This is a genomic window from Mesorhizobium cantuariense (assembly GCF_042647205.1).
GTDB classification, from domain to species: Bacteria; Pseudomonadota; Alphaproteobacteria; order Rhizobiales; family Rhizobiaceae; genus Mesorhizobium; species Mesorhizobium cantuariense.
The window spans coordinates 6244877-6258627 of the sequence record NZ_JBHRVD010000001.1; the positions used below are offsets into that span (position 1 = coordinate 6244877).

At 64.6% G+C, this 13751-nt stretch carries 7 protein-coding genes; 5 read left to right on the forward strand and 2 right to left on the reverse strand.

The window, feature by feature from the left end; genetic code table 11:
- Positions 1–119 precede the first annotated feature (119 nt).
- The 5 genes from ACFOJ9_RS30590 (at position 120) to ACFOJ9_RS30610 (ending at position 11867) form a co-directional block, all read left to right on the forward strand.
- Positions 120–2300 (forward strand): hypothetical protein, encoded by a 2181-nt coding sequence (locus ACFOJ9_RS30590; RefSeq protein WP_378984627.1) that lies wholly within the window; start codon positions 120–122, stop codon positions 2298–2300.
- A complete protein-coding gene (locus ACFOJ9_RS30595; RefSeq protein WP_378984629.1) occupies positions 2297–3181 on the forward strand; it encodes a hypothetical protein in 885 nt (294 codons plus the stop codon). Before ACFOJ9_RS30590 ends, ACFOJ9_RS30595 begins: the two co-directional genes overlap by 4 nt.
- Positions 3182–8683 (forward strand): DEAD/DEAH box helicase, encoded by a 5502-nt coding sequence (locus ACFOJ9_RS30600; RefSeq protein WP_378984631.1) that lies wholly within the window; start codon positions 3182–3184, stop codon positions 8681–8683. It abuts the gene before it with no gap.
- 92 nt (positions 8684–8775) lie between these two features.
- The gene (locus ACFOJ9_RS30605; RefSeq protein WP_378984633.1) at positions 8776–10683 is read left to right on the forward strand and encodes an ATP-binding protein; all 1908 of its coding nucleotides are present in this window, start codon (positions 8776–8778) and stop codon (positions 10681–10683) included.
- Positions 10683–11867, forward strand: a complete 1185-nt coding sequence (locus ACFOJ9_RS30610) for a PP_RS20740 family protein (protein ID WP_378984635.1) — start codon at positions 10683–10685, stop codon at positions 11865–11867. Before ACFOJ9_RS30605 ends, ACFOJ9_RS30610 begins: the two co-directional genes overlap by 1 nt.
- A gap of 11 nt (positions 11868–11878) precedes the next feature.
- Here the strand turns inward: ACFOJ9_RS30610 and ACFOJ9_RS30615 are convergent, their stop codons facing one another.
- On the reverse strand, positions 11879–12337 hold the full coding sequence (locus ACFOJ9_RS30615; protein ID WP_378984637.1) for a very short patch repair endonuclease: 459 nt from the start codon (positions 12335–12337) through the stop codon (positions 11879–11881).
- Between the two features lie 69 nt (positions 12338–12406).
- Entirely contained in the window at positions 12407–13456 is a 1050-nt protein-coding gene (locus ACFOJ9_RS30620; RefSeq protein ID WP_378984639.1) for a DNA cytosine methyltransferase, read from the reverse strand.
- Between the last annotated feature and the right edge of the window lie 295 nt (positions 13457–13751).

The following is a 13751-nucleotide window of genomic DNA, read 5'->3' on the forward strand; positions in this document are numbered from 1 at the left end:
ACACGCTAACTTTGTTCGGCGGCCGGAAAACTAAGCCGTTCGCGCCAGGTCCAGCACATGAGGTAGCGGCGGCTAAGCCGGAAGGACCTTCTCATCCGGCTCGCGTTGAGCCATCGGCGGTGGGCTGGACGAGGGGCGAACTGAGCAGCAAGGACGATGTCGCCGAGATTGGTGACGTGTCCTTCATCGCGGACTCCGATATGGAGGGCCTGGCATCGGTCGGCATTACTTCGTACGACGTAGGGCCAATGAATGCGGCTGCAGAGCAGTCTCACATCTCCGCCAACGCCCCTCAAGACGCGCCTGGGGAGCAGGCTCAGGCTGCGGAAGCTGAAACTGGAGGGCGCCGGGGTGATGAGCCAGCGCGTGACATCGCCGCCGTCGTGGCACCACAGGTGCTGCCGGAGTCGGAATGGCTCGCGCCCGGGGCTGATGCCCGCCCCCCTCTGGATGAGCCGATAAGCGTCGCATGGGCTGAATGCATCGGAGACGGGGGGGTGCCGGCTATCGCTGCAGCCGAGATCGCAAGCTCGGAGGTTGCCTGCAGCGCGCTGATGGATTTCGCCTCGACTGCTCCGCTTCCCATTAGCGTAACGGAGGAGCTATTTCCGGACGTAACCGATGCTCACAAGAGTGCCAGGGTCAAGGGACCGGATGACGAGCCCGCGGTCGATCCTGCGTGCTGCGCCGATTTGCCAGACAGCTCCGATGGGGACGACCACATTATTCTACGCGAGCCTTCGACCGGAGATCCTGGGCGGCTCGCGATCACCAGAACGGAGACGACCGGAGGAGTTCCAGAGGCCGATGCGCCCACTGGGAGGCCCGAGGCTGCCGTCGTGGGAGCCGGCGCGTCGCCGGATGGCGGTGTCCCGGACGTGACGGTATTCGATGCCGAGTCTGATGCAATCGAGGTCCCCCATCCGGAGATAGCTCCGGACATCATCGATACAGCGTCCTCAGGACCCGAGCGGTCCACCCCCCAAGGCGGGGTGGTGCCCACCGAGAATGAAGCCGGCCGAGAATCGGGGCCTGGCCGGCCGCCGACCTACCGCCCAAGACTCGAACGGTCGCGGACTAGGCGCGAACCCGGGCTTACCGCTGCCAACGCGGAACGTGAGTATCAGGATCTGGAGGCGGACCTTCAGCTATTATTCGGCCCGGGTGATTGGGGGATTGAACTGAGCGCGCTGCTGCGCCAGCCGGTCGGCGCTGAAGAAGTCGCGGTATTGGAAGGCGGAGACGAAACTTGGCTGGGCGCACTGGATGACCGGCTCCTCGAGCCGCTTGCGCTAGCGGATGGTGCCCGTGTCCTTTCGGAAGGGCTGTCAATCGCTGCTGTGGGGTTGCCCGTCCGGTGGCACCGCTCGTCGCGGGACATTCACATCTTCGGGGAGCATCCGAGCGTCGCAGGATTCGTCAGCCAGCCTCGTGTTGCGATTGGGCGCGAGAATGTGGTCGTCTGCAAGGATGAGCTCTCTGGCGTGGCACTCGCCCAGATCGCAGCGACGGGTGCCAGCGCTCCCATAAGGATCGAGGGTCCGGGAGTTCCGGCCGATTGGTTCTGCTGGCGCGGCATCCGCCCGGCCCGCCCCTCAGCTCCCCAGGATGGCCCGGCGATCCTCCATGCACTCGATCCGCTGCCTGCCGTCTCGATCGAATTGGCGGGAGGCCTGCAGCTTGCTCGTGGAAGGTGGCTGGAAGGGCATCCGCCTTCGATCCGTTTGCTGGGGCTGTTGGAGCCAGGCGAACCCGTGCGTATCGACGGCCGTACCGCGTCGCTCGAAGGCGATGGTACCTGGGCCGCAGAGGGCTGGGACCGCCGAGGTGGTCATCGAATCGAATATGGCGGCATTACTGCCACCTACGAGGTCGAACCGGGTTCTTTGGTCTGGGATTGGTGGCCCGCGTGGGGTGAGACGACGGCTGTGGCGGGTGCGCTCGCCTCGGCGAATGGAGGTGAATACTTCCATGTCGATCCCTTCGCACATCTGCTCGGTGCTGTGCCGGGTGAGATTTGTAGCTTTAGCGCAGCGATCGACGGCATCTACGTCGCCAGGCCGGAATTCACTCCGGTATGGCTTCTGGCTCGCGCCGCGAGCATGCGCAGCTCAAAGCCCTCCCTGATCGGCGCACCGCTCGCGCCCTCCGCGTCGGCCGACGCGGCGACCTCGGCGATCATCCGGTGGGCACGGACAATCTGCTCCGCGGGACGCGCCGGAGCACGCGGATCTGCAGAGCGGCGGTTGTGGGACCAGTATCTGGCGGTTGCCAAGCGAAAACGAAGGCCGCTGCGATGAACGAGCTTCTCCAATGGGTGTCGGCGGTCGCATCCGGCACCGACGCTACTTTCAAGCGCAAAGCAGCGGAGCTTCTTCCTTCCTTGCGTGGCGGGCCAGCGGCTCACAACCGGGCGATGTGGGCGTTCGGCAGCCTGGCGCACTGTGAGTTCGGCCAGGCAGCCGGAGGCGGGTGGCGCGTGGTACCGCCGGTGCTTGCCGCCGGCGATCCCGCGACATCGGCGACCGCTGTCCTGTGCGGTGCGCGCAGCGACGCGCTCCTCGAGCGCCTGGCTTCCGCGGCAGCCGGAAGGATGTTCACGCTTCCGCAGAGAGGAGCCCCTGATCTAGTGCGCGTCGAGACAGCATCGGCCGGAGAGATGATCAGCCTTGCGCGTGAAGTGGGCATCCCCGTGCAATGGAACGCCGCGCTGGCCGTGCTTGCAGCCTATCGAGTCCCCTCGCCTGCGAGCTTTCCGGAGACGGCACTGCCCAGTGGCGGGTGGAAGGTGTCGCGTTTCTCCCGCTCGCGAATGGACTGGACTGCCTCGACTCTGGCGGAGGCCGGGTGTGCGCAGCGCGGTCTCTTCCGATTCAGCTCTGACTACGGCACCCGCCATATCGTCAGGCACGCCGGGATCTCCCGCGACGCACCTCCGGCCGTGGCGAAGTTCTGGGTCCTTGGCCGCCGACAGCGTGCGATGCGGCTTGACCTGTCCAAGGGCATCGCCAGCTTTCCGATCACGGTCCGGCCGCCAGGCCTCATCGACCGCGCGCTGGTGGTCTGCTCCGGCACGCTGCCGTCCGTTGCAGAGCGGCACCTCGTTTACTCCGGGGTGACCGCCCCGGTTGCTGCGGCAGTATCAGCCGCCCTGCGAAACATTGGAGAGGGAGCTAAGTAGTTGACGAACCCGGTCTCGATTTTCGAGCGCATGCGCGACATCTATCTGCGCTACCTCGATAGCCCCTTCGACCTTCGATATGACAGCCTGGTCGCCGAGCGCCGCGCGCTTCTCGATGCCGACGGGCGCCTCTACCGCCGCCCACTCATCGAGCCGGCACCGCCATATGCTATGAGCGGCCGCAACTTCGCCGCCGCGGCATCCGACATCCTCGGCGGATCCCTCTCGCCCCAGCTCATCACAGACATATCGGACTTCGTGTCGCAGGGCCTGTTCCCCGTCGAGCGTGAGCTCTTCCAGCATCAGTTCAGGGCGCTCGATGCTTCGATGCGTGAGCGCAGGGACGTCATAGTCACCAGCGGCACGGGTTCGGGCAAGACCGAATGCTTCCTCCTTCCGCTTGCAGCGGCACTTGTCGCCGAATCCGCGCGCTGGGGAGCCCCAGGAGCCCTGCCGGCCGAGCACGACTGGTGGAACCACGACGGCCCGCAGGGACAGCGATACCACCCGCGCATCTCGCAGCGAGGCCACGAGAATTCCGTCACACGGCCGCCGGCGATGCGCGCATTGGTGATGTACCCGCTGAATGCGCTGGCGGAGGATCAGCTCGTGCGCCTTCGCCTGGGCTTTGACAGCGTAGGTGCCAGAACCTGGCTCGACAGCCACCGCCACGGCAACCGCCTCTATTTTGGCCGCTATACTGGTCGCACGCCGGTTTCTGGCGATCCGTCATCCACGAGCAAGGCAGGGGAGCTGCGGCGCGAGCTAGCATCGCTTGAGCGGGATGCATTTGCTGTCGCCGGATCACCCGAAGCTGCCCATTTCTTCCAGAGCATGGACGGTGCGGAGATGTGGTCCCGGTGGGACATGCAAGACAGCCCGCCTGACATCCTGATCACCAACTACAGCATGCTGAACATCATGCTGATGAGAGGCATCGAGGCACCTATCTTCGATGCTACGCGTGATTGGCTGAGGCTCGACACGCGGAATGTGTTCCATCTCGTAGTCGACGAACTGCACACTTACCGCGGCACTCCTGGAACGGAGGTGGCGTATCTTCTGCGGGTGCTGCTCGATCGCCTGGGGCTTCACCCGGACCACGATCAGCTCCGCATCATCGCGTCGTCCGCTTCCCTCTCTGACGATGTCGCCGGTCGCGACTACCTGCACGGATTCTTTGGCCGCGACAGGTCGCGATTCGCCGTGATCGGCGGTACGCAGCGACCGCTGTCAGCGACTGCGATGTCATCCATCGCGTCGCACGCGGCCGCGCTTGCCGCCTTTCCGGCTGCAGCCGCCTCGACAGGGACCGAGGCAGCAGCCGGCGCGCTCGAAGCCGCGATCGGGGTCAGCCAGAACGGCCATCTTCTGGCCGGGGACAGGCTTGGCCGCGCTCTCGCGCACGTTGAGGCGGCCGATGCGCTGCGATCGGTGTGCAGATCCGACGATGGCTCTGGAAGATTGGAGCCAAGACAGACCGCCGACATCGGCGCCCGCCTGTTTCCTGCCGAGACTCCGCAGGTAGCGGCGGCTGCGGCGGAGGGCCTGGTGACTGCGCTCGCCAGCGCCGAGCTGCCGAATCGGGATTCATTGCTGCCGGTCCGCGCCCACATAATGTTCAGGAACGTGCAGGGGCTCTGGGCCTGCGCCGACCCCGCCTGCGGGCACACCCCACAGCGCTCTGACGCGCCACCTGTCGGTGCGCTCCATCACGTTCCGGCTTCCGGGTGCGGATGCGGCTCGCGTGTGCTTGAGCTCCTGTATTGCGAGCCGTGCGGCGAGGTATTCTTGGGCGGATATCGCGGTGCTACCAACAATCCGAACCAGTGGCGGCTGACACCGGACTTCCCCGATCTCGAACAGGTGCCGGACCGTGCCGGCGCGGAGCGCGACTACGGCAACTACGCGGTATTTTGGCCGTCCGCCGGGCGCACCCCGCGTTCGGCGACGTGGAGACAGGGGAACGCCCAGCGGGAATGGCGGCGGGCGCGCTTGGATCCGGCCTCCGGTATCTTGACAGCGGGCGTGACTGGCAATGGGCACATCTACTATGTTCGTTCCCAACACCAACCGCAGCGCGCCGGCAGCCCAGTTCCGCCGTCACCGGGCGCATTTCCATCTCGCTGCCCGCGCTGCGACGCGGACTGGGCGGGCCGCAACGTCGGCTCGCCAATTCGCGGCCAGCGCACGGGTTTCCAGAAGGTCGCCCAAGTCCTTGCGGATTCGCTCCTGCGCGACATCGCTCCTCCGGGCAGCGAGCGGAACCGGAAGCTGGTCGTCTTTTCCGACAGCAGGCAGGATGCGGCCAAGCTTTCAGTCGGCATGCGCCAGGCGCACCATCTCGACGCGGCTCGCCAGGCGGTGGTGGCTGCACTGGAAGTCGCAGGCCAGGGACCCGCCGCCTTCCAAAGGCAGGTCGCTGGTGCGCAGCTTACACCGGAGGAGGCCGCAGCAGCAGCAGCCTTTGTGCTAAGTTCGCCGCAGGACGCAGTGGTCATCGGATCGGCTACTGGCCCATTGGCGGGGCAGCCGTGCCCCTATTCGCCCGGTTCCACTTTCGCCCAGGCGGCGGCGGCGATCCTCGCCCGGACAGCGGGGCCGTTCCTCGTCGGCGACCTGTTTCGCGATGCAGAACTCCGGCTTCTTGCAGCCGGCATCAACCCTGGAGGGTACGTCCAAGACAGCCTTTGGACCGATCCAGATCGGAAGACGGGCAACTGGCGGGAGCTGTTTGACTGGGCAACCTCGCCGCCATCGCCATTGCCAGGAGGGCTGTCGATCGAGCAGGACGAGCATCTTCGGCGGCTGCGCCGCAATGCTCATGCGGTGGTGCTGAACGTGATTTTCGCCTCGGGACGCCGTGGACTGGAGGCGCTTCAGATCGCCCACGCCGCCGTCGGGTCGGGCGCGCCGGGAGACGGCGACGCGGTCGTTGTCCAAGCGGCAGACAGCACGCTTCGGCTCCTTGGCGAGCGCCGCCGCATCGATGGCGAGCCCTATACCGCGCTAGGTGCGCCGACCGCCCCGGGCTTTGTCCGAGACTATCTGGACGAGGTCGCAAGGGTCAACGGGAGGTCCGCCGCGGCATTGGTGACGGCCGTTGAGACCCGGCTGTCCCATGGCGGGCTAGTCACGAGCTGGCTGATCCAGCCGAACCGCCTGCGGATCGCCCGCGTTGGTGCTGGATCGTGGGAATGCGGTGCCTGCCGACGCGTCCATCTCCATCCGAGTGCGTCGGTATGCACCGATTGCCAAGGCCAGCTGGTAGGGCCTCAGTCTCTTGGGGCCGGCGCGACAGCAGAGGACTACTACCTATATCTGGCACGGGGCGCGGGACCGCTTTTCCGTCTCAACTGCGAGGAGATGACGGGACAGACCGGCAAGGCCGAGGCACGCGCGCGTCAACGGCTCTTCCAAGGTGTCTGCCTACCCGCTCCCGAGGAGATTCCGCTCGTCGACACTATCGATCTCCTTAGCGTGACGACGACGATGGAGGCTGGTGTCGACATTGGACCGCTGCTCGCAGTCATGATGGCGAACATGCCGCCGCTGCGGTTTAACTACCAGCAGCGGGTCGGTCGTGCCGGCCGGCGCGGCACTGCGCTCTCCATCGCGCTGACGCTCTGCCGCGGTCGAAGCCATGACGACTACTATTTCCAGCGGCCCGAGAAGATCACGGCCGATCCTCCGCCGCAGCCTTATGTCGACCTCACGGTGGAGCCGATAGTCCGGCGCGTCCTGGCGAAAGAGGTTCTCCGCGAGGCGTTTGCAGCACTCCAGCTGTTTCCCGCGGCATCCGCAGACAGCGTTCATGGGGAGTTCGGGGAGACCGCCGCATGGGCGCAGCCCTTAGCCGGTTTTGGCGGTGGGGCTGGCTCGACAGTTCGTGCTCAAGTCTCCGCCTGGATCGGTGCGAACGGGCCTAGGATATCCGCGATCTGCAGTGTGCTTCTTCAAGCAGCTGCTCCCGTTCTTCAGGGGCGCCAGGGCAGCTTGGAGGCTTGGGTCGCCGCGAACCTCGTGGGGGAAATCGACGCAGCCGTGGCCAGCCCTCACCTGATGCAGACGCAGCTGAGCGAGCGGCTGGCCAATGCCGGCATTCTTCCGATGTTCGGCTTCCCGACCAGGACGCGCTATCTATTTCACGGTCGACCGGGCCGGGGACAGTGGCCGCCAGCCGATGTCGTTGATCGTCCCCTCGATCTGGCGATCAGCCAGTTCGCTCCTGGGTCGGAGACCGTTAAGGAAGGCATGATCCACACGGCAATCGGCGTGGTGGACTATCAGCTTCGGGGAGGCATCCCCACAGAGATAGCAAACCCACTCGGACCGCCGATCCCCACTGGCATCTGCCGGCGGTGTCAGTCGATCGACGCAGCCGCCGTCCCTGCGTTCTCCTGTCAGGTGTGCGGCGCGGGGGCCGCCGACTACCAGGTCGTCGATCTCTCGGAGCCGCGCGGCTTCCGAACTCGGTTCGGGTCCGAGCGGGATTATGATGGGACCTTCGAGTGGACACCGCGCGCGACGCGGCCAAAGCTTGGCCTTGCGGGGCCTCCGCTCGCGCCGCACTGCAATTTCGGCATCCACAGCGGCGGCCAGACGGTCCACGTGATCAACGACAACAACGGGCAGCTGTTCGAGTTCGAAAGGTTCTGGGATGAGACCTGGGCAACGCGTCAGGCCCTTAGCAAAGTCGACGCGACACCTCGGACCCAACCCACAGGCGGTCCCGACCGCCGGGCGCTGGCCGCGATAAGCCGCACCGACGTGCTCGTCGCCGGGGTCGACGTGTGGCCATCCGGCGTGTTTGCGGATCCGCTGCGTGTCGAGGGCCGGGCGGCACTATACTCGTTCGGGTTCCTGCTGAGGCGGGCTGCGGCGGTCCGCTTGGATGTTAGCGATAGCGAGCTCAAGGTCGGGTTGCGCACGACAGTTGCGGCGGGGAACGTCGTCGGCCAGGTATTCCTCTCGGATACGCTTGAGAACGGTGCGGGTTACAGCACCTTCCTGGGAGCGCCAACCGAGTTTGAAGCGGTGCTGCACGATGTACTTGGACCCGGCCTCCTCGGCCGGTTCCAGGTTATGGCCAACCCGCGCGACCATGGCACGGTGTGCCAGACATCCTGCCACGAGTGCATGCGCGACTATGGAAACCTGGCCTACCACAGCATCTTGGACTGGCGTCTCGCGGTGGATGTTGCGCGGCTCTGCCTAGACGTGGCGGCTCCCATCGACTTCTCGCCTCCCTATTGGACCGGCGTTGCGCAGTATGCAGCAGATCGGGTGCATGCCGCGCTTCCGGGATCGTCGCGGACGACCCTCGCAGGACTGGAGGCGGTCGTCATCGCGAGCCGCGCGATCGTAATCGGACATCCGCTCTGGGATGTCCGCCAAGGCATGACCCACCCTGCGCTGACCGCCGCCGAGGTCGCTGGCATGCAAAATGGGCTAACCGTCGAGTTCCGCTCCACGTTCATGGCGATCAGGAGGCCGATCTGAAACTGCTGGACACAGGGGGAGGGGCGCGGCAAAACGGCACTCGCCGGGCAGCATGCAGCCGCAGCGTGCTCCAGCACAGATAAGGGGGATTGATGCAGGATCGCGCTGAAGAACTGGCGCTTGAGATACGTCGTGGCCGTCAGAGCGGAGACATCGTCCGAACGACGCTCCGTGTCGACGACCGCGTGCTCGCCCGCGTCACCGACGGCATCTACCGCCGGCCGTCGTCCGCGTTCCGCGAGCTGATCTCGAACGCCTATGATGCGGATGCCACCGAGGTCATCCTGCAGACCGATGCGCCGCGCTTCGAGCGCATTGTCGTCCGAGATAACGGCCTCGGGATGTCGCCCGAGGTCCTGGCTGATCTCGTGACCCACATCGGTGGCAGCTCAAAGCGGACCGCCAAGGGTAAGCGTCTCGGGACGGCGAACCTATCGGACCCGACGCTCTCCCCCGGCGGGCGTCGGCTTATTGGAAAGATTGGGATCGGGCTCTTCTCGGTCGCACAGCTGACGCAGCATTTCCAGGTGATCACAAAGCGTCGCGGGGACGACTTCCGGACCTCTGCGGTCGTTGTCTTGAAGACTCACACAGAGGAGATGCTCGCCGCCGCCTCTGACAGGCACGCCTTCGAGACGGGCACCGTCACGATCATGAGCGAGCCCGCGACCGACATCGAGACGCAGGGCACCGAGATTGTCTTGATGGAGATTACGCCACAGGCGCGCGAGCTGCTCCAGGGCCTCGACAGGTGGACCTTTCTCGACCGAGCAGAGGCCGGGGACGTGGATGGCACTCCCCCAATGCCACCGAGCTACCATATCGGGCGGGTCGCACGCGACGATGCCGATGTATATCTCGAGCAACCCCGGCTGCCATGGGACGCGTCCGATGCCCCGGGTGCCAGGTTCCGGAAGCTGTATGCAGCGGTGCGCCAAGAAATCCGCACACGCAAAGCTACGCCCAACATCGAGGAGTCTCTCGATCACTATCTCGGAATGATCTGGTTGCTCAGCCTGGCGGTGCCCGTCCCTTACATTGACCGGCATCCGTTCGAGCTGACGGCCGGGGACGGGATCGGCTTCTACAGCCTCACTAGCAGGTCGGCGGATCCTGTGGAGCTGACAGGTACAGAGACCATCGGGCAGCGGCTTGGGCTGACGAGCACCGTCGACCCAGTCGGCTTGTTCCGCGTGCTCCTCGACGAGGTCGAGCTGCTGCGGCCGATCTCGTTCGACAAGGATCTTCACGGCACTAGCGATATCGGTCGCCCGCTGATGTTCTTCGGCAAGGTGACATCTGGTCTGGGAGCGGTGCCCCCCGATATTGGCGGAGGGGCACTGTCCTTCGAAGCATATCTATACTGGAACCAGAAGATCACCCCCAAGGAGAACAACGGCTGCCTCGTCCGCGTGAACAACGCGAGCGGTGTCCTCTTCGATCCGTCGTTCTTAGGCTACCAGGTTTCCGAACTGACCCGTTTGCGTCAGCTCATGTCGGAGGTCTTCATCACGGAGGGGCTCGATGCCGCGCTCAACATTGACCGTGAGTCCTTCAACTACAGCCATCCGCACTACCAGTATCTCCAGAAGTGGGTGCATTTCGCCGTCCGCCAGACGACCAACCGGCTCAAGCAGCTCAATAAGGAGTTGCTTGAGGCACGGCGGGCGGCCGTGGCCGACAATCGTGTCTCTCGCCTTGAGAGCCTCGTCGAGCGCGTCTGGCGCGACCGGAGGGGCTCGGATGCCGAGCCCCCACCAGAGGTCAGGCTAGCGCCGGGCGGCCAAGCCCTCCTCGCGGACCGCGAACGCGGCGTGCTGGTGTTCAACGCTGACATTTTCGAGGTTGAGGCGGCAGCGCGCGACAGCACCGTCGAGAACACCCAGCTTGAAGCATTGGTGAAGGTGCTGAGCGCCTGGGGCCTGCTCGACAACCTCTCGTGGGAGGACCAGCAGTCGCTTGTCGCGGACATCGCAGCAGTGTTCGGAGCCCGCCCCTGATGGAGGAGTTCAACGACGACGAGATTCTCGGCCGGATCCTGCGCAAACCGACCGACGAGGAGCCCTCACTGCATCCATTCAAGCCTTGGCACCGCCCACGCAAGCAGTGGGTCCGGCGATACCAGTGGCACGACTCGCTTCTTCTCATGCTTCGTGAGACGCACTTTCCGGGCGACGCAAGGACGGTGCGCTATCTCAGCCTGCCCGGCGAGGATCTCCTTGACGTGCGCGTGCTCCGGCAGGCATGCGAGCAGGCGGGCCTCGATCTTCGCTTCACTGGCCTCAACTCAGTGCGGCGGGGGTCGGCGGACGACGTGCAGCTGAACATCTCTGAGAGCGAGGTCCGAGGTCTCGCGCGAATCCACAGCGGCTCGATGATCTTGCGCGAGCGGTTCGAATCTATCGCGAACCGGGGATCGCTTGCATACGCCGAGGTACGAGGCGGCGGACCCTTTCATTTGGTGAACATCGATCTATGCGATCATATCGCGTTGCGCGCGGCTGGTGCCGGGCGAGCGACCGTAATCGACGCGCTCGCCGAGCTAATCCAGCTGCAGCTAACCAATGCGATCCATCCATGGCTGCTGTTCATAACCACGCGCGTGGCACCGGACCGTATCGACGCTCGGAACCTTGCCGCGCTGATAGAGGCTATCTCGGACAATATAGCAGCGAGCGACGAGTTCGGACGACGGACTGGGGAGCTGCTCCGCGCCGAGGGCGACAGGCTTAGTGCCGTGCTCGCCGATCCAGGCTCACTGGACCCGCGGGCCTTCATGAACCTATTCGCACTCGGGTTCGGCAAGTGGCTGCTGCGGTTCGTTGGAGCGGCTCATCCGGAGCGCACGCTTCAGATGCTGCCGGGCTGCTTCTACGCAGTGATCCCGGATCATCCCGACATGCTGTCGCTTGGTTTCCGTTGCGATGTCGTGCAGGTGCCCGCGCATGACCGCTATCGCTTGGTCGGCGGGGACGCCGAGATCGCCATCGCAAACGAAGTGGACCATGGCCTAAGCCTGATCGGCGCGACCGGCGAGTTATTCGATCTCGACGAGATGCTTGGGCGGGAAGCTCAGCTGCTTGAGTCCCTGACGATCGAATCCACAGATCTGCTCCGGTCAGCACATTACGACGTGGATGGTGCCGCCGGATACCGGGGCTGGTTGGAGGCCAATGCTGCGTAGCGGGCGGCATGTCAGACCGCCGCTGTCTCTTCGTCCTCGGTATGTCCCGCGCGGCTGGGGACGTGTCCCAACACAGACGCAAGGTAAGTTGCCAGGTCCGGCTTCCTTGCGTCGCACTCCCAAACAACCAGAACCCTCCACCCTAGCGCCGTGAGGGCAGCGGTGATCTTCACGTCCCGCTCGCTGTTACGCTGGAATTTCGCTGACCAGTAGTCCTGCCGGGTGCGGGGCATTCGAGCATCCCGGCAGCCGTTGTGCTGGTGCCAGAAGCACCCATGCACGAGTATGATGGTCCGATGCCTCGGGAGCACGATGTCCGGCGTGCCGGGGAGATCACGGCGATGCAGCCGGAAGCGGTATCCGAGCCTATGGAGTGCGCGGCGCACCATGACCTCGGGCTTGGTGTCCTTCGATCTGAACTGCGCCATCATCTTGCGACGAGCTACGTCATCGAGCACGTTCTTGGTCACCTGCATTACCCAAAGCTCGGCAGTGAGCCTCAAATCTTCAAGTGGCAGGGCGATTATCGAAGCGTCGGCTCAACCTCGTGCGCGCTGCTTCTCAGCTCGCCCGGCCGCGATCTGGGCATCCAGCTCCGCGACCCGCGCGCGTACCGAGGCCGCGACTGCTGCGGCAACCGGAGGGGGCACCGCCTCGCTGACCTGGATGATCTGAGAGGAGAGGCTGCCGAGGAGCTCGTACTTCTTGGGGAACCCCTGGAGCAGCATTGCCTCGTAGACACTAAGCCGACGGTGGCAATCGGGGTGGATGTGAACCTCTCGGTGTCCATAGGCTACCGTTGGACTTGGAGATTCCCAAGCCAGAGTCTTGAAGCTGCGATTGCGTCCATCGCCAGGCCGAAGCGCTCCCGGTGTCGTGAACTTCGGCGATTTCGGACGCATGCACCAGTGGTTGGGGTGGTGTGCGATGCCGGAGGGTTTGAGATCGCGATCAAAGAACGTAGCATCGGGCAGATCACCGATGGCACCTCTGACATCGGGCCGCCGCCCATCTGCGGTGACTACCTTGGCAGGCGGGGACCAGGCCGCTTCGCCGTATAGCTCCCGGTTCAGCCCGATTACGAAAACGCGCTCGCGTATCTGCGGCGTGGCGTAGTCAGTCGCCAACAGGACGGCACGGCTGAGCGAGAAGCCGGCATCGTTGAAAGCTTTCTCAATTCGTCGGAGCCGATGCGCGTGCCGGTCACTCATCAGGCCGGTCACGTTCTCCATGACGAAGAACTTCACCGTTTTGCGCTGATTGAGCGACTTCAGAAGCTCGGCGTATGCCAGCGGCAGAGAGTGCCGCGGATCGGCCTCAAGGTACACGGTATTGGCGCGGCTAAAACTCTGGCACGGAGGTCCGCCAATGATGCCCTCAGGCTCGAAGGTGGCCCCATGCAGTCTGTCGAACTCGGCCAGTGTCAGCTTCGAGACATCACCGATGTGGCCGCGGTGCGCTCCTTTGCGGTTATGATTGTAGGACGCGATGCTGTCGGTACGAAGGTCGAAAGCCAATCCGATTTCGTAGTCCGTAGCCTCGAATCCCAAGTCAAGTCCACCTGCCCCGCAGAAGAGGCTGAGTAGCATCAAATGCCTCCTCGCAAATGGCAGCAATCGTCAACAGCACCCCGCGCAAGCATGCGCACGCCGACGCTGTCACTCATCGCTCATTGCGACCGGAATGTCGAGGAGAAAGCGTTCTCAGCCCTAGCGTGCGCACAACTGGAATCGGGCTGGGTCGCCTGCCTCCGAGACTGGGCAACATGACGATCGCTTACGGCTGACCCGTGGATACGCTACCCTGCATATTGCAATGCTTAATTAAGAGGTTAGCGATTCGTGGCCAGCGATCTGCGAGAGTTCTACGACTGCCTCAACCGCG